The 18,036-nt window shown below is 39.5% G+C and carries 15 protein-coding genes and 1 pseudogene; 7 read left to right on the top strand and 9 right to left on the bottom strand.

The window, feature by feature from the left end; all coding sequences use genetic code 11:
* From PSN35_RS01860 to mrdA, 4 genes and pseudogenes are all read left to right on the top strand, one after another.
* Positions 1 to 99, top strand: a pseudogene (locus PSN35_RS01860) (rod shape-determining protein); the annotation flags it as partial.
* A gap of 30 nt (positions 100 to 129) precedes the next feature.
* A complete protein-coding gene (gene mreC, locus PSN35_RS01855; protein WP_300028726.1) occupies positions 130 to 927 on the top strand; it encodes a rod shape-determining protein MreC in 798 nt (265 codons plus the stop codon).
* Entirely contained in the window at positions 924 to 1,394 is a 471-nt protein-coding gene (gene mreD, locus PSN35_RS01850) for a rod shape-determining protein MreD (protein WP_300028724.1), read from the top strand. Before mreC ends, mreD begins: the two co-directional genes overlap by 4 nt.
* Positions 1,395 to 1,396: 2 nt before the next feature.
* Positions 1,397 to 3,247, top strand: a complete 1,851-nt coding sequence (gene mrdA, locus PSN35_RS01845; protein WP_300028722.1) for a penicillin-binding protein 2 — start codon at positions 1,397 to 1,399, stop codon at positions 3,245 to 3,247.
* Here the strand turns inward: mrdA and PSN35_RS01840 are convergent.
* From PSN35_RS01840 to recA, 6 genes are read right to left on the bottom strand one after another with little or no spacing between them, the layout of a single operon-like run.
* Positions 3,224 to 3,589: a hypothetical protein gene (locus PSN35_RS01840; protein ID WP_300028720.1), complete on the bottom strand. Its 366-nt coding sequence runs from the start codon at positions 3,587 to 3,589 to the stop codon at positions 3,224 to 3,226. The two genes, mrdA and PSN35_RS01840, sit on opposite strands and share 24 nt — an antisense overlap.
* Positions 3,589 to 4,695: a tRNA guanosine(34) transglycosylase Tgt gene (tgt, locus tag PSN35_RS01835; protein WP_300028718.1), complete on the bottom strand. Its 1,107-nt coding sequence runs from the start codon at positions 4,693 to 4,695 to the stop codon at positions 3,589 to 3,591. Before tgt ends, PSN35_RS01840 begins: the two co-directional genes overlap by 1 nt.
* A gap of 22 nt (positions 4,696 to 4,717) precedes the next feature.
* On the bottom strand, positions 4,718 to 6,511 hold the full coding sequence (locus PSN35_RS01830; protein ID WP_300028716.1) for an ABC transporter ATP-binding protein/permease: 1,794 nt from the start codon (positions 6,509 to 6,511) through the stop codon (positions 4,718 to 4,720).
* The gene (locus PSN35_RS01825; RefSeq protein ID WP_300028714.1) at positions 6,498 to 6,902 is read right to left on the bottom strand and encodes a hypothetical protein; all 405 of its coding nucleotides are present in this window, start codon (positions 6,900 to 6,902) and stop codon (positions 6,498 to 6,500) included. The genes PSN35_RS01830 and PSN35_RS01825 overlap by 14 nt, the downstream gene beginning before the upstream one ends.
* On the bottom strand, positions 6,868 to 7,260 hold the full coding sequence (locus tag PSN35_RS01820) for a regulatory protein RecX (protein ID WP_300028712.1): 393 nt from the start codon (positions 7,258 to 7,260) through the stop codon (positions 6,868 to 6,870). Before PSN35_RS01820 ends, PSN35_RS01825 begins: the two co-directional genes overlap by 35 nt.
* A 22-nt stretch (positions 7,261 to 7,282) precedes the next feature.
* On the bottom strand, positions 7,283 to 8,290 hold the full coding sequence (gene recA / locus PSN35_RS01815) for a recombinase RecA (protein ID WP_300028710.1): 1,008 nt from the start codon (positions 8,288 to 8,290) through the stop codon (positions 7,283 to 7,285).
* 53 nt (positions 8,291 to 8,343) lie between these two features.
* On the opposite strand from recA, the gene ribD reads away from it, so the two are divergent.
* The 3 genes from ribD to PSN35_RS01800 all read left to right on the top strand — a co-directional run bounded on the left by ribD (position 8,344) and on the right by PSN35_RS01800 (position 13,211).
* On the top strand, positions 8,344 to 9,396 hold the full coding sequence (ribD, locus tag PSN35_RS01810; protein WP_300028728.1) for a bifunctional diaminohydroxyphosphoribosylaminopyrimidine deaminase/5-amino-6-(5-phosphoribosylamino)uracil reductase RibD: 1,053 nt from the start codon (positions 8,344 to 8,346) through the stop codon (positions 9,394 to 9,396).
* Positions 9,393 to 10,586: a bifunctional phosphopantothenoylcysteine decarboxylase/phosphopantothenate--cysteine ligase CoaBC gene (gene coaBC, locus PSN35_RS01805; protein ID WP_300028708.1), complete on the top strand. Its 1,194-nt coding sequence runs from the start codon at positions 9,393 to 9,395 to the stop codon at positions 10,584 to 10,586. Before ribD ends, coaBC begins: the two co-directional genes overlap by 4 nt.
* A gap of 345 nt (positions 10,587 to 10,931) precedes the next feature.
* Complete coding sequence (locus PSN35_RS01800; RefSeq protein WP_300028706.1) at positions 10,932 to 13,211, top strand: DNA internalization-related competence protein ComEC/Rec2; 2,280 nt, start codon at positions 10,932 to 10,934, stop codon at positions 13,209 to 13,211.
* Between the two features lie 7 nt (positions 13,212 to 13,218).
* Here PSN35_RS01800 and dnaE read toward each other — a convergent pair whose 3' ends face one another.
* From dnaE to soxA, 3 genes are all read right to left on the bottom strand, one after another.
* Positions 13,219 to 16,653, bottom strand: a complete 3,435-nt coding sequence (gene dnaE / locus PSN35_RS01795) for a DNA polymerase III subunit alpha (protein WP_300028705.1) — start codon at positions 16,651 to 16,653, stop codon at positions 13,219 to 13,221.
* 126 nt (positions 16,654 to 16,779) lie between these two features.
* Positions 16,780 to 17,100, bottom strand: a complete 321-nt coding sequence (locus PSN35_RS01790) for a hypothetical protein (protein ID WP_300028703.1) — start codon at positions 17,098 to 17,100, stop codon at positions 16,780 to 16,782.
* A 13-nt stretch (positions 17,101 to 17,113) separates the two neighbouring features.
* Positions 17,114 to 17,929 (bottom strand): sulfur oxidation c-type cytochrome SoxA, encoded by an 816-nt coding sequence (gene soxA / locus PSN35_RS01785; protein ID WP_300028701.1) that lies wholly within the window; start codon positions 17,927 to 17,929, stop codon positions 17,114 to 17,116.
* Positions 17,930 to 18,036 lie beyond the last annotated feature (107 nt).

Below are 18,036 nucleotides of genomic sequence, written 5' to 3'. Positions count from 1 at the left end.
CGCATTGCTGATGATCCATTAACCTGTGTTGCTCGTGGTGGTGGTGTTGCGCTTGACATGATTAGCAAACATAACATGGGATTCCTAGCAGCTGAATAAAGTCATTCTGCAATTAATTGGGCGAGGCTAATGAACTTTTTAAAAACCTTTATCCCGGTTATTATTGCTATATTTCTTATTCTATTTGATTACAAGTTTTCTTATCTTAACAACCTTAAACAAGGTGTTGCGACACTCATCTCTCCAGTTTATATGCTGGTTAGCCTACCGGAAAAGCTCTACACTTGGATCAACGAACAAGGCACTGGCAAAGATCAGCTACTAAGTGACAACCATAATCTTAATGCGCAACTGCTCAAATTAAAAGTTCAGCTTCAACAATCTGAGCAGCTAGCACTTGAAAATACCAAGCTCAAATCACTACTTAACTCGAGCCACACACTGCAACAGGCAAAATTTAGCTTAGCACGTGTTGAACACGTCAAGCGTTCACGTTTAAAAAAACAATTAATCATCGATAAAGGTAGCGATGATCAGCTGCATATCGGTCAAGTGGCCTTGGGCGCCCAAGGTGTGGTTGGCCAAATCACCGAATTAACACCCACAAGCGCCAGCATTTTAATGGCCAGTGATCCAACTCAATATATTCCAGTTAAAAGCGCTAGAAATGGCGTTCAAGCGATCAGTCAAGGACTGGCAGAAAATAAACACCACCTAAGACTCAACTTTGTCGAGCCCGAATTTGATATAAAAATGAATGATTTATTTTTAACTAGCTCATTGGGAGGGAAATTTCCGGATGGCTATCCCGTTGGGCGAGTCATTCATGTGGAACAACATAAAGACGAATCCTTTTTGCATGTTATTTTAGCGCCCATTCAACAAACCTCTGATTTAGAGTTTGTTATTATTTTAGAAAAATCATGAATACGCAGCGACCTTACATTTTTTTACTAAAAATTACGATATTTTCGCTCATCCTAAGTGCTCTACCGTTGCATGAAGTTGTATTAGATGCATCACCTTTTTGGATGTTGTTGCTATTTACTTATTGGTTGGTTTATTTTCCCGTTAAAGGCAGTTTATTTATTGCGCTAATTTTAGGTACCTTGTTAGATATTCTCCAAGGCGACCTTTTAGGTCAAAATGCGTTAGCGTTAATTCTGGCCAGTTTATTTATAAACAACGTCAAACAATCATTTCATGTGTCTAACTTAAGCACTCAGCAAGTATATGTGTTTTTCTCAAGCTGCATTTATCTTGTCTTTTTCTTATTAACCCATGTGTTAATGCATGGCACTGGTGATAATTACTACCTGCTGTTAGCACCCCTTACCAGTGCCCTATTTTGGCCAGTTGTTCGCTTTTCACTCGCCAAATGTAGGCATCAATAATCATGGACAGTATTGGCAACACGCAACTTGAGCATTCACTGTTGTCGTCCCGACTAAAGCTGGCGCTAATTTTTATATTTTTACTCGCTTTACTACTTATTGTTCGTGTGTTTAATCTACAAGTGATTAATCATGAATATTACCAGGAAGAGGCACTTGGCAATCAAATGCGCAGCCTGCCAATCACGCCGGCTCGGGGGAAAATTTTTGATCGAAACGGTGTGTTGCTTGCCACTAATCAATTAACCTACCAATTAACACTCACACCTGAAAAAGTATCCAACATCAGCAAGGTTTTAATCGAACTGCAGCACGCTGGGTTTATCGATGAACAAGATGTTAAGCGCTATTACAAGAATAGAAAACGCTTTCGAAAATTTAACAATATTCCCATCAAGCACAACCTGAGTAAAGATCAAGTGGCTAAATTTTTAGTTAGTAATCAATTTCCAGGTATTGAAGTAGAGCCTTACTTTCATCGCGTCTACCCACATGACTCTTCTAGTGTTCATGCACTTGGCTACGTCTCCAGGATGAATAAAAAAGACAAATTACACTATGATCGAAAAAATTATTCCGGCACTCAGTTTGTTGGAAAAGTTGGCATCGAAAAACAATACGAAACTTTGCTACACGGAAAAACCGGCATTAAGCAAATCGAGCGAAATGTTAGTGGCCGAGTAGTCGATACAAAAATCATTACACCCTCGATTGCAGGTCAAAACTTATATTTAAGTCTAGATTTAAACATGCAAAAAATGGCTGAATCAGTGCTAGCTGGAAAACGCGGGTCAATTGTGGTGGTTAATGTTAAAAATGGTGAAGTGCTCACTTTGGTTAGCACCCCAACCTATAATCCCAATTGGTTTGTGAATGGCATCTCACATGCCAATTATGAATTATTACAAACTTCAAAAGACATTCCTCAGCTTAATCGTTCTATTCAAGGACTCTACCCACCAGGCTCAACCGTCAAGCCAATGGTTGCTTTAGCTGGACTTGAAGAAGGTGTCAATACAACAGAGAGTAAAACCTTTTGTCCTGGATTTTTCCGGTTGCCAAACGTTAAGCGAAAATTTAACGATTGGAAAAGAGACGGTCACGGTCATGTTGATATGAAAGACGCCATTGCCCAGTCTTGTGATGTGTTTTTCTATGATTTAGCCAATAGAATGGGTATTGAAAAACTACACAAAAATTTAACGTTGTTTAATTTTGGGCAAAAAACTGGTATCGATATTCCAGGTGAAAAAGGCGGCATTATGCCGTCTAAAGCCTGGAAAAAAATTAACCGAAACGAGCCATGGTATCGTGGAGAAACCCTTATTGCTGGCATTGGACAAGGATTTATGACTTCAAGCCCTTTGCAGCTTGCTGTTGCCACAGCAGCCCTTGCCAACAAGGGCCAGTTGTTTGCGCCTAAATTGTTAAAAAGCACCCAGCAGCCTGGTGAGTCTATCGTTGAGGCTAATAATAAGCACAGTCGACAAATCCCCATTAAAGACATTCACCATTGGGAAGAAGTGCTTGAGGGCATGAAAATGACAATTTACGCCCCTAAAGGAACTGCCAGACGCTTAAACAAAGGTCTAACTTATACTTTGGCCGGAAAAACAGGTACCGCACAGGTGTTTGGTCTTGATCCTGAAGAGCAATATATTGCTGAAAAGTATGAGGAAAAACTCAGGGATCATGCACTTTTTACTGGCTTTGCGCCCGTTGAAGATCCTGAAATTGCCATTGCCATTATTGTTGAAAATGCCGGTAGTGGCAGTTCCAAAGCCGCACCACTAGCACGTAAAGTACTAGACGTTTATTTTAATCAACGCTCAGTTGATGGCCTGATGAAGTAGCGCCTTATCAATTGGAAATGACAACGTAACATCCATTCGATATCTAGCCTTTAATTGATCTAATTGCGGCTGATTTAACTCATCATACAAAATAACAATTTTAGCATTAGGTGAATTTCCTTCCAAAGTAGCTAATAAAGATTCAATGTTACTAACGCGGTCTCTAAATTCAGGGTTGTGACTAAACTCTGCAACCAGCACTTGGTAGGTATTCTTTTTGGCAAGTTTAGTCGCCCTACGTTGAGAATCTTCAAAATCAACCGCAAACCCTTGCTCAATAAATAATGGCGTGTAGTCTTCAAAGCCACCTTCATCAACAAAGAACAGTAATTTTTGACTCATTATGTTTGCGCCTGAAGTTTATAGAAATTTTCCTTAAATTCAGCAAAGCAATCATCTTCAATCGCACGTCTCATTTGTGCCATTAAATCTTGATAATAATACAAGTTGTGAATGGTGTTTAGCCGTGCACTTAAAATTTCATTTTTGCGTTGCAAATGATGCAAGTAAGATTTTGTATAGTTTCGACAAGTGTAACAACCACAACGCTCATCAAGGGTTGAAGTATCCAGTTTATATTGAGCATTTCTAATTTTAACAATACCCACTGAAGTGAACAAGTAACCGTTGCGCGCATTGCGTGTCGGCATGACGCAATCAAACATATCAATGCCGCGCTCAACCGCCTCAACCAAATCACTTGGTGTGCCCACGCCCATTAAATATCTTGGCTTATCGGCAGGCAATTCACCAGGCAGATAATCCAACACTTTAATCATCTCTTCTTTTGGCTCGCCCACACTGAGTCCGCCAATAGCGTAACCATCAAAACCAATATCAACTAGCGCCTTGGCAGATTCTTGACGCAAGTCTTTAAACATGCCACCTTGAACAATACCAAATAATGCATTCTCATTATTAAGGTTTGTATGTTCATCTTTTGAGCGTTTTGCCCAACGTAGAGATAATTGCATTGACTGGTCAGCTGTCGCCTTGTCAGCAGGATAAGGCGTACATTCATCAAAAATCATTACAATATCTGAGCCCAGTTTTTTCTGAATTTGCATAGACTCTTCAGGGCCCATAAAAATTTTATCGCCGTTTTTTGGTGATCTAAAATCAACCCCTTGCTCACTAATTTTGCGCATTGCACCCAGACTAAATACCTGAAACCCGCCAGAATCTGTGAGTATCGGCCCTTGCCAATGCATAAAATCATGCAAATCGCCGTGAGCTTCAATAACATCAGTACCCGGTGTAATAGCCAAATGAAACGTATTGCCCAAAATAATTTGCGCGCCTAATCCACTCACCTCTTCAGGTGTCATTGCCTTAACTGTGCCATACGTTCCTACTGGCATAAATGCAGGTGTTTCAACAGTGCCACGATCAAATGTCATCACACCTCGACGGGCTTTATTATTAGTTTTATTTAACTTAAATTTCATGGTGTTTATATTTTTTTAATCACTAATTATGTTTATTTTGAGCATCAACTTGTAATTTCCAAAGCTTGGCATACTCACCTTGAGCCGCTAACAATTGTTGGTGTGAGCCACTTTCTTGAATCTTCCCCTCATTCAGCACAATAATATGGTCGCTATCCACAATAGTAGATAGACGGTGAGCAATAACCAATGTGGTGTGCTGCTGACTCAATGAGTCTAATGCCTGCTGCACCATTTTCTCTGAATAAGAATCAAGCGCTGAAGTTGCTTCATCAAAAATGAGTATGGGTGGATTTTTTAACAATACTCTAGCAATGGCTAATCGTTGCTTCTCACCACCAGATAACTTTAAACCACGCTCGCCAACCAACGTGTCATAACCTTCGGGCAATTGCTCAATAAAATGGTCAATAAAAGCAAGTTTGGCGGCGGCTTTTACTTCTGATTGGCTAGCACCCTCTCGGCCATAAGCAATATTATAATAAATACTTTCATTAAACATCACTGTATCTTGTGGCACAACGCCCATAGATTTTTGCACTGATTGCTGATTAAGCTGCTTAATGTTTTGACCATCAATCAAAATTTCACCCGAATCAACATCGTAAAATCTAAACAATAACTTAGCCAAGGTAGATTTTCCTGACCCTGAAGCACCAACAATCGCCACTTTTTGCCCAGGTTTAATGCAAAAATCAATTGCTTGTAATACGGGTTTTTTTCCAGGGTAGGAAAAAGAAACCGATTTAAATTCAATCTTTGCCTCGGTGATTTTCAGCTCAGGTGCGCCATTAGAGCTACAAACTTTTGGACGCTTATCAAGCAAAGTAAACATATTACTCATGTCAATAAAGTTATGCTTAATTTGACGATAAACAATGCCTAGCGAACCCAAAGGCAAGAAAAGCTGCAATAGCAGCGCTTGAATCATAATCATATCACCAAGGCTCAGTTGCTGCGCCACCACACCTTCAGCTGCCATGATCAAAATCAGTGTCACACCAATTGCTATCACCGCGCCTTGGACAAAATTAAGCGCTGTCATAGAGGTAAAGCTTTTGGTGGCCACATCTTCCCAGCGCGTCATAGTGTCTTGATAACGATTTACTTCAAATTGCTCACGATTAAAATATTTAACCGTTTCATAGTTGATTAAACTATCCACTGCATTGGTGTTTGCTTCTGACTGCATGTCATTCATTTGATAGCGATATTTCATTCGCCAAGTGGTGATGGCTAAAGTTAAACCAATATAAAACACCACCGTTGCTAACGATATGCCAGCAAAGAAAACATCATAATTAATCCAGAGCAATCCGATTACTAGACACACTTCAAAAAATGATGGCAAGATATTAAACACAAAAATAGAAAGCAGTGTTGATACACTTTGCGTGCCACGATCAATATCTCGAGTGATGCCACCAATACGCCTATCTAGGTGAAACGAAAGATCTAATGTGTGCAGATGTTTAAATACGCCCAATGCGATTAAATGCATGGCGTGATAGCGAACCTTTGCAAAAATAGCATCTCTAAGCTCGTTAAATAAAGAACTGGTTAATCTTAATAACCCGTAAGCAAACAATGCACCCAGTGGCAATATTAACAAAGCATTAGTGTGATCCAGCGAATCAACAATCTCTTTAAGAGCCACCGGTACTGCCACATTGGCTAGTTTCGCTGCTATTAAAAACAAGGTGGCTAATATAACACGCGCTCTCATGGCTAATAAATAAGGCAACAACTTTCTCAAGACTTTCATATCCTGAGTTTTAAAATCGTAAGCTTGGGTGGATTTGTTAGTAGCGCGCATCATTCATTGGGTGGTCTTTTGGCACAATGGCGCCTTTTTCTAACGCTATTTTAAGCACCTCATTTGTACGAAATTGCTGAGGATTTTGCAACAACTCTTGTTGCCAAAATGAACGCAATTCGCACAACTGCGGATGGGTGTGATTACAACCCAATACATGAAATGTACACTCTCCCACTCGCCAAGGGCCCTCACCACTAATCACCCCTTCAATCAAGTGAATACTATAGATCGGGTCTTTTTCCCAAAACAATTCAAAATAAATGACGCCTTGTGGATGTTCAAAAATATATTCAATCACACGAGCTTCACCATTGGGATACTTAATATAAAGCGGTGAGCGCATTGAAAGCAATTTATTCAGCTTCAAATGATTGGTTGATGTGCTCAAAATTAAATCCTCTGGATTGTAAAAAACGCTGCTGTTTGGCTTTTTCTTTATAGTCACTCGGTACCGCTTGACCAAACTTTCTAATGCGTATATCTTTTGCTAACGTATAAAAATCAAATCCAGTTAAATCAAACTGATCGATGCCACGTTGTTTTAAATCAGCCCCAATTTTAATAGGACCCTTGCCCTGATTAAAGCGCATGTGGATAAATTCCGCCGCAAAACGCGCGTCACTTTGATAGTTTTGCTCAATCAGTAGCTCAATCGCTGCCTCAATCTCAGCTTGATCAAACTCTTTTTGTGTAAGCTTTTTGGTTAATTCAACAACAGAATGTTCACGTCGAACCAATAGTTGCATCGCACTGGCATAACACGTTTGCTTATTCGCTCTCGTCACTGGTGTTCATCAACTGTTCACGAATTTTATCTTCCACACTTTGACGCAACTCAGGATTGCCTTTCAGGTAATCACGCGCATTATCTTTACCTTGGCCAATTCGTTCACCTTCAATACTATACCAAGCACCTGCTTTTTCAACAAAGCCCAATTTAACACCCAAGTCGATAATCTCACTTTCCAAAGAGATACCCTGATTGTATAAGATTTGAAATTCAGCCTGTTTAAATGGCGGCGCTACTTTGTTCTTTAACACCTTAACACGGGTTTCGTTACCCAAAATTTCATCACCTTTTTTAATGGCACCAATGCGACGAATATCCAGTCGAACTGAAGCATAGAACTTTAACGCATTACCACCGGTTGTTGTTTCAGGATTGCCAAACATAACGCCGATTTTCATGCGTAACTGATTAATGAAAATAACCATGGTGTTGGTTTTTTTAATATTGGAGGTTAATTTTCTTAATGCTTGCGACATTAATCTTGCTTGAAGACCCATATGTGACGCACCCATCTCACCTTCAATTTCTGCTTTTGGTGTCAGCGCTGCTACTGAATCCACCACCACAATATCAACACTGCCCGAGCGTACTAACATGTCAGTAATTTCTAGTGCTTGTTCACCTGTATCTGGCTGTGAAATTAACAAGTCATCAGTATTAACACCTAAGCGCTTTGCATACTGCGGATCTAACGCATGCTCAGCATCAATAAAGGCCGCTGTACCACCTAATTTTTGCATCTCAGCGATTACGTGCAATGTCAATGTTGTCTTACCTGAAGATTCAGGGCCGTAAATTTCAATCACACGCCCTCTTGGCAGTCCACCAATACCCAAAGCAACATCCAAACTCAAACTACCAGTTGATACTGCCTCAATATCTGTTTGCGCTTCATCGTCACCCAAGAACATAACTGAACCTTTACCAAACTGCTTGTCAATCTGCGATAAAGCTGCTTTTAGCGCTTGTTTTTTCTGTTCATCCATGTCATTTCTCCTAGGTAAAATATGATTAATTAATTAGACAATTATATCTAACTATTGTGCCAACTTTTTCAATAAATGACACTCAAAACATGGGCTTAGCACTTAAGCTTGCGCGCCAGGGAATGCATGGCGTGGGTGCCAATCCAATGGTAGGTTGTGTGATTGAAAAAGACGGTGATATTATCGCCAAAGGCTATCACCAAACCTTTGGCCAGGCACATGCTGAAATTAATGCACTTGAGCAAATTAACCACCAAGCTAACGATGCAACTTTATATGTCACTTTAGAGCCTTGTTCACATCAGGGAAAAACACCACCTTGTGCGCAAGCCATAATTGATTCAGGTGCTAAAAAGGTTATTATTGCCATGCTAGATCCTAATCCACTAGTAAGTGGCCAAGGTGTCGCGATGCTTGAAACTGCCGGCATTGAGGTTGAACTAGGCTTACTGGAAGATCAGGCCGTCATGCTTAATCGTGGCTTTATTAAACGCATGACAACCAAACGTCCGTTCGTCACCTGCAAAATTGCCATGAGTCTAGATGGAAAAACTTCCATGCAATCTGGTCAAAGTAAATGGATTACTGACAAGAATGCTAGAGAGGATGTTCAGCGTCTTCGTGCTAGCAATCAAGCCATTATGACTGGTTCGGGCACCGTATTGGCAGATAATCCATCAATGACAGTGCGCTCTACTGAGTTAAATGTTAGCCCAATTCGAGTGGTGGTTGATGGTAAACATCAAGTTACCGATCAATCACTTAATATTTTTTCTACAGCTACGCCGACTCAAATTTTTAACACAGACAATACCAACCTAAATCAAAGCGGCAAACTTGATTTAAATCACATACTCTTACAACTTGGTGAGCAAGGGGTTAATTCTGTACTGCTTGAAGCAGGACCAGGCTTAATTGGCGCCATGATTGAAAACGCTTTAATTGATGAGTTAATTATCTACACCGCACCGACACTACTGGGCAGCAATGCCAATTCTATGGCAACTCTACCCATTGACAACATGCAAGATCAAATCAAATTATCCATCAGCGATCTACGTTTAGTTGGCAACGATATACGCATAACTGCCACCATCAAGCCATGAGTAGTTTAACTAATAAACGTATTCTACTCGGAGTAAGCGGATCAATATCAGCTTACAAATCGCCCGATATTATCAGACGGTTACAAGATCTTGGCGCTGATGTGCGTGTTATTCTAACATCTGGTGGCGCTCAATTTATTACCCAATTGTCACTCCAGGCCATTTCACAACATAGTGTTCACGACAACCTATGGGACAAAGAAGCTGAACTATCCATGAGTCATATTGAATTGGCAAAATGGGCAGATTTAATTTTAATTGCACCGGCTAGTGCCAACACGATTGCCAATCTAGCAAATGGCCAAGCTTCTGATTTACTAACCAGCGTCATTTTAGCAACTGACGCTCGGCTGATGATCGCACCCGCCATGAATCAGCAAATGTTTCAGGCTCAATCGCTACAGGATAATTTAGCTCAATTACGTCAACGACTCATTACTATTATTGAGCCAGATTCAGGCGCTCAGGCTTGTGGCGATATTGGTCCAGGCAGATTACCTGAAGCGGTGGATATTGCCCAACAAGTGGCCAAACAATTTGAAAGCAACCAGCTAAGTGGAAAACGTGTTTTAATCACACTAGGTGCCACCATAGAGCCTATTGACCCAGTACGCTTCATCTCAAACCATTCCAGCGGGAAAATGGGCATGGCCTTAGTTGATCGTTGCGTTGAAATGGGTGCTAAGGTAACTTGCGTGTATGCCAACATCAACACAACACTTAACAACAAAGCCACCAACATTCAAGCGCTTAGTGCCGCTAAAATGCATGAATCGGTCATGAATCATATTGACCAACAAGATATATTTATTGCCGTTGCTGCAGTTAGTGATTACCGAGTTAAAGAACAGCAGCAGCAAAAAATAAAAAAATCCAATCAGTCATTAATATTAGAGCTAGTGCCTAACAAAGATATTCTAGCCGATGTTTGTAAACTACCCAATAAACCCTGGTGCGTTGGTTTTGCCGCCGAGACGCAAAACACGCTCAAAAATGCTGAAATTAAGCTAAAAAACAAGGGTTGTGACGCAGTTATTCTAAACGATGTTTCTGATGCTGATATTGGCTTCAATAATGATGAAAATCAAGTCATTTTTATCAGTAAAAAACAGCAAAAAAACATCAGCAAAAACAGCAAATCAAAAGTAGCTGAAAAAATCTTAAATATCTTCATTAAAGAGTTCTTATAAACGCCTAAAAACGGCGTTAAATCAACACCTGTTAGAGTTACTCACAAAACTGTGGATAACTCTGTTAATATCTCTTTAAAAAGTGGCAAAAACGTTGATGTATTGCTGTTTTTTGTGGTTTTGAATAAAAACTAATCACTTATAATTTTTATTTAAAAATCAATGGGTTATAGTTTTACAAATCAAATAATAATATGAGAAAATGTCCATTAATCATTTAAAAAACATACTGGAGGAAAACTAAACGTGTTTCACGTGATAAATCAAGGGTTTCACGATATATTAGACATTCATAAATTGCTAATTTCATAACACCCAAATTGATTGAATTATTAAACCTTAATTATGCTGTTTTTTGCCCTTAATTTCCTCTTTGGAATCTTGTTATTTTCAGTCAAAAATACCCTAGTATTTTCATCGACTGAAATTGGGACTTTTTTAGCCTTATTATTGGTTGTTTTATTAACTTTTAGACGTCAAAAATCGTTAGCAATCAATTTGTTGTTTTTTATCGCGGGTTTTAGCTGGATGGGGCTATTTTCTACGCAACTATTAAATAATGGTATTGACGAAAAACACTTCAATACGCCAATTATGGTTACTGGCACGATTGCAGATTTACCACAAGAAAAACCAGAAAAAACTCAATTCACATTTAATGTTAGCAAGCCGTACCAAGGAAAAATAAAACTGACCTGGTATGGACAACCGCCAAGTCAGCTAAAGAGTGGCGATCAATGGCAGCTTTTAATCAAGATAAAACATAACAACGGTTATCAAAACGAAGGCGGGTTTGATTATGAACAATGGCTCTTTTACCAACAATTTGATGCCACAGGCTATGTTAAACGCAACGATAACAATCAGCTATTAGTTTCTGACAAGGCAACCTCTATTAACACCCTGCGTCAATATATACGCGAACATCTATCTGAATACTTATCTACACTTGAATTTTCAGGTGTAATCAATGCGTTGATTATTGGTGACAGATCACTCATTTCCTCTGATCAATGGGAAATGTTTAAACAGACTAATACAACACATTTAAGCGTCATTTCAGGCTTGCATATTGGCCTAATCAGTGGCTTTGTTTTTCTATTAGTAAGTTTCTTGTGGCGTCACTGTTATAGATGCTCATTAACAATACCTGCCTCTGTTATTGGCGCCTACTTTGGTCTTATAAGTGCACTTGTTTATGCGCTAATTGCAGGTTTTTCTATTCCAACTCAACGGGCATTTATCATGGCGGGTGTTGTGTTTTTATCCGTTATCTTTCGACGCTCACATAATATTTGGCAATTATATGGGCTAGCCTTACTATTGGTATTAATTTCAAATCCACTAAGTGTTTTTAGTATTGGTTTTTGGTTATCTTTTTATGTGGTTGGTGTGATTGTTTATGGCGTCAAACAACACCAAGATAAACACTGGCTGTTTCGTCTATTGTATATCCAATTATTAATTAGCATTGCCACCCTGCCACTTATAGCTTGGTTTTTTTCATCTGGGTCACTACTATCACCCATTGCAAATTTAGTCGCCATACCTGTATTTAGCTTTGTTACTACACCATTTTCTTTACTAGGCGCTATCTTTAGTTTTGCCCAGCTTGAAACTCTGTCTCAATTTATTTTTTCAATAGCAAATCTATCGTTAGTCTATCTATCAATACTGCTAAATAATTTACAGTCATTCGAATTTAACCTTTGGCACTATACACCGGCCTCTAGCTTTAGTTTGTTATGGTTAATTTTCGCCGTATTTATTGCTCTACTACCTAAATCACTCAAACTTAGAAAACTAGCTTATTTGATACTTCTCCTAATTTGGCTACAGCCTAGTAAACCACTAGCCACAGGAGAAGTTATGGTGACAACCCTAGATGTCGGGCAAGGGCTGTCACAGGTTATTCGCACTAAAAACCATGTATTAATATTTGATACGGGCGCTCATTACCGATCAGGATTTAATATGGGTGAAGCGGTCATTCTTCCTTATTTAAGAACTAAACGAATTAATAATATTGATTCAATCATTATTTCACATGGAGACAATGATCATATTGGTGGCCTAGATAGCTTACAAGAAAAACTATCAATTGATCAAATACTCAGTTCGGTTACTGATCAAATCACCCATGCCAATGTTAAAGATTGTAACTCTGCACCACCTTGGCAGTGGGATGGCGTGAACTTTAAAATGCTTAATCTGGCGCATAATTTCACTGGTAATAATGCCTCCTGTGTATTAAAAATTTCAAATGCACACTTCAGTGTGTTGCTAACAGGTGATATAGAAAAAACCGCTGAACGCCATTTAATTAATATTTGGGGTAGCGAACTACAATCAGATGTATTAATCAGCCCACATCATGGCAGCAAGACCTCTTCTAGTGAATTATTTCTATCAACTGTAAAGCCTGCCAAGGTAATCATCTCCAGTGGCTATAAAAATAGATTTAACCACCCAGCAACAAAAATTATAAAACGCTATCAACAGCATAATATTGAGCCGATTAATACCGCTTGCGCTGGACAAATTGACTTAAAGCTAAGCGATCAACTGAGTGTTAAACGCTACAGAAAAGTTAATCAACGCTATTATTGGCGCCAATGTGACTAGCATAAGTCTAGTGATAATGAATTTTACTAGATTGAGATTTAGTCAGATTGTTGACTGCCTCTACCAATGCCTGATCCGGGTTAACTCTTAGTTGCCTTCCTAACGGAATGCTGCCTCGAAGACGGTTGGTATTGTATGAAATTTTGACCGGACAACTACCTTGGTGTGATTCCAATAATTGACACACCTGATCAAAGATAGGCTGCTGTTGCGCATCAAGTCTAATTTCAAACCCCTTGGCATAATTTTGCTTAACTTCATCAATATTTTCTATTTTATCAACAATAATTTGCCAGCCATCACGATAATCATCACGTTGAATTTTTCCTGACACGATTACCACGTCATCCACAATAAGCTTATCACTCACCTCACCCAAGGCTTTTGAAAAAACCACCGCATTGAGTGATAAATGACCATCTTCTACAGCTACAATCGCAATTTGCCCTCCTTTTCGGGTTGGGCGATAACGCAACTCAGAAATTAACGCTAAAACACGCACATCTTTGTTATTACGGAACTTTATCTGACTCGGCATTGTGGCACTAATATGCTTAACATCGGCTTTAAATTCATCAGTAGGATGATCATAAAAATAATAACCCATCACCATTTTTTCAAATGCTAGACGCTGACGAAAAGAAAACTCAGGCGCATGAAGATAATTAACTTCATACTCTGTATGCGTCTCAACACTGGCAAACAATCCACTTTGTCCGTTAGACTGATCATTTTGCCGCTGTTCTGCTTGCTTAACTGCTATCGGGTAAGTTTTAATCAAGCTCGCGCGATCAACCCCAAATACATCAAATGCGCCACTATAAATTAACGCCTCAATTGCACGCCTATTCAAATAACGCTTTTGAATTCTAAAGCAAAAATCAAACAAATCTTTAAAAATACCATTTTCTTGACGTTCAAGCATAAGCCTTTCAACCAAAGCCTCTCCCACACCCTTAACAGCACCCAAACCATACACAACCGTCTTATCGTCAGTGATACTAAATTGATAATCAGACAAGCAAACATTTGGCCCATTAACAGTTAAGCCCATTTGCCTAATTTCACCCACAGTAAACGATACACGGTCGGTATCATCCATCATGCCTGACAATACAGCAGCCATAAATGGCGCTGGGTAATGCGACTTAAGCCAAGCTGTATGATACGAAACATAAGCATAGGCCACAGAGTGGGATTTGTTAAATCCATAGCCAGAAAACTTATCAATCAAGTCAAAAATTTCATTGGCTTTTTTCTCATCAATATCTTTATCACTAGCACCAGTCACAAAGACACTACGTTGCCTATCCATTTCTTCAACTTTCTTTTTACCCATGGCTCGACGCAATAAATCAGCACCACCTAACGAATAGCCAGCCATTACCTGGGCTGATTTCATTACCTGTTCTTGGTATAAAAATACACCATTAGTTGGCTCAAGTATTTCTTGAAGCATTGGATGTGGATACTTAACCTTAGCACCGTGCTTTACATTGATGTAGTCATCTACCATGCCAGCATCTAAAGGGCCTGGACGATAAAGGGCTAACATAGCAACAATGTCTTCAAAATTATCGGCTTGAAGTTTTTTTAAATAACTACGCATGCCATCAGATTCCAGCTGGAAGATGCCCGTTGTGTCGCAACGCTGCAGTAAGTCATAGACTTTTTCATCGTCCAATGGCAAGGCGTCTAAGTCAATTTTTTCATCACTTAAGCCACTCGCTTCAATCATCTTAATGGCTTTTTGAATAACCGTTAGATTTGACAATCCTAAAAAGTCAAACTTAACCAATCCTACTGCCTCAACATCATCTTTATCAAACTGAGAGACAACGCCATCTTCGTCGCTATCACCTTTGTAAACAGGGCAAAAATCACTAATCTTACTCGGTGCAATAACCACACCACCCGCATGTGTGCCCACATTTCGAATCACACCCTCAAGTTTTTTAGACAAATTCATTAAATCAGTGACTGCCTCTTCTGATTCGTAGCGCGCCAGAAGATCGCTTGATCCGCCTTCAGAATCTGGCATTAGTGCCTTGTCCAAAGTCATTTTTAAATCATTAGGAATTAGCTTAGAGATCTTATCACTAAAACCGTAAGGATGCCCTAAGACGCGACCAACATCACGCACCACACCTTTGGCTGCCATGGTGCCGTAGGTAATAATTTGAGAGACTTTCTCACGGCCATATTTTTTAGCCACATAGTCAATTACCTCATCACGCCTATCCGTGCAGAAATCAATATCAAAATCTGGCATAGAAACACGTTCAGGATTTAAAAATCGCTCGAATAGCAACTCGTGTTTAATCGGATCAACATTAGTAATACCCAGTACATAAGCCACTAAAGATCCAGCACCTGATCCACGACCTGGACCTACTGGAATATCATTTTCTCTAGACCACTTAATAAAGTCGGCAACAATAAGAAAATAGCCAGGAAAGTCCATTTGAATAATCACATCAAGCTCAAATTTAAGTCGCTCGTCATATTCAGACCGGCCAACCATTCCCTTAAGTCGGTTATCAAGCCCGCGTTCAGATTCCAATGTAAAGAACTCGGCAATACTTAAATCTTCTGGAATAGGAAAATCAGGCAGGTAGTTTTTTTTGTGCAATTCGAAATGAACATTACAACGCTGTGCAATCTCAACAGTATTGGTCAACACCTCAGGTAAATCAACAAACAAATCTTGCATTTGATCTATTGACTTTAAGTATTGCTGATTAGAAAAATGCCGCGTTCGACGAGCATCATCTAATAAGCCGCCCTGTGAAATACATATTCTAGCCTCGTGTGCATCAAAGTCATCAGCCGACAAAAACTGAACATCATTTGTTGCCACAACTGCAATATCCAACTCAAGCGCTAGATTAATACACAAATGTAAGTGTTGCTCATCGTGTTCACGAGAGGTGCGCTGAACCGCTAAATAATATCGATCGTTAAAAACAGATTGCCAAAAATTAGCCCTCTGTTTAGCTTCAATAATTTGATTCGAGAGCAAATGTTTGGCCACATCGCTACTAATGGGTGTTGCGATTAAAATTAATCCCGCTTGATATTCAACCAACTGAGCTTCGCTGATACTAACCCCTTCAGTTGATTGTCCTTGCATATAAGACAACGAAATCAATGCTGACAGATTTAGATAGCCTTGTTGATTTTGACACAACAAAAGGGATGAGTAAAACTCACCCTCTTCATTACGAATATTAACGCGCGCACCAAAAATAGGCTTAATATTGGCAGCAACTGCCTTTTGATAAAATTTAACGGCTGCATATAAATTTGATTCATCCGTTAATGCAATACTGCCCATGCCCAACTCAACCGCTTTATCGATTAATTTTGGAATGCGTACCAAGGAATTTTCAACAGAAAATTCACTTTGACAATGCAGGTGGCAAAAGCCCAAATCAGACATATAAAATTAATAAAATAATTAAATTAAGCAATTAATTATCCATCAATTTAATTTTAATATGACTATATTTCAGACAAAAAAATACCCCAATTAAGGGGTATTTTTTTAGTAAAGATCCTACTTCAATTAGAAGCTAGGACCTGCACTACCAGCAATGGCAGCTTGCGCTGTTGCATTGGCTGTTTGAGCGTAAGCTTTATTAGCTAATGCCACTGCAGCTGCAGTTTTACCTGCGGCATTTAGTTTCTTAGCTTCTTTAATCATCTTGCCAGTATCACGCCATGCCATATTCACTGCTAAATTAGCCTTGTAACCCGCTTCAGCTGCTTTAACAGCAGACTTAAACGAATCAGAAGATCCATTATTCCAGTTATGGGCGCTACCTAGAAAATCAGCTTGAGCTGTTAAGGCGAATACTGACAAAACTGTAATTAATACTTTTTTCATCTTTATTCTCCTATTATTTTCTGTAACGTGCGTCAGTGATTTCAAGACCATTGCTCATTGCTTGATGGAATAATTCCATGTCGCGATAAACTTCTTTCTGTGCCTTGATTGGCTTTGCTCTCATGTTCTTCAAGCAACCACCATAACGACGGTGAAGTGTACCTAAGCCAGACCACTTTGCACGATACATAGGAACGTGTGTAGTGTGGCCTAACGCAGGTGATAAGATATCAGCTCTTGCTTTCTTGCCAGCGTTATAAACGTGACAGTCTGCACAAGACATGTTGAATTGGCCACGCTTAGCATAGAAAAACGCCTTGCCTCTTGCATAAGCTGCTTTAGCACCTTCTGACTCAACTTTAACATTGATCTTTTCACCAGCTGCCTGGTCTGAAATCCAAGCACTGATTCGAGCAATCTTACCCTTCATCGTACCTAGCTTCTTACCAGTCTGCTCGTTATAACATTTTTGGATAGTACCTTCCAATGTTACCACTGTGCCTGCTGCATCATCATAGTATGGGTGTTTAACACGAGCTGCCGCTGGATCTGCAAGTGCCGCACACTTATTTAAGCCATATTTTAAATATTCAGCACCGCCTTTTTCTACCGCTTCCTCATAGGGAGGAATGCCGTCCAAAATTTCTTCGAATTGATCTCTAGAGCCTTTGTCATAGGCATAAACACCATTCGTGTAGTCTGCGAATTCAACATTTGGTTGAATTGATTTAAAGTGGCCAATTAAAGCTTTTTGGTCAGAAGCGACATCTGCAGATGCCGTTCCAACTAAAAAGCTGATGCCAGCTACTACTGTTATTAGTTTTTTCATTAATCTCTCCTCAATTGATAAGATTTGATTACTTAGACTTTGCAGTCGCAGAACCAGTCTTACCCTTATTGTCAGTATATTTAAGTTCGATTGTGTCGCCTTTAGCG

This window comes from Candidatus Thioglobus sp. (genome assembly GCF_028599055.1).
Lineage (GTDB): Bacteria > Pseudomonadota > Gammaproteobacteria > PS1 > Pseudothioglobaceae > Thioglobus_A.
Note: the sequence above shows the minus strand (reverse complement) of the source record. Positions and strands in the feature narration are given on the sequence as shown.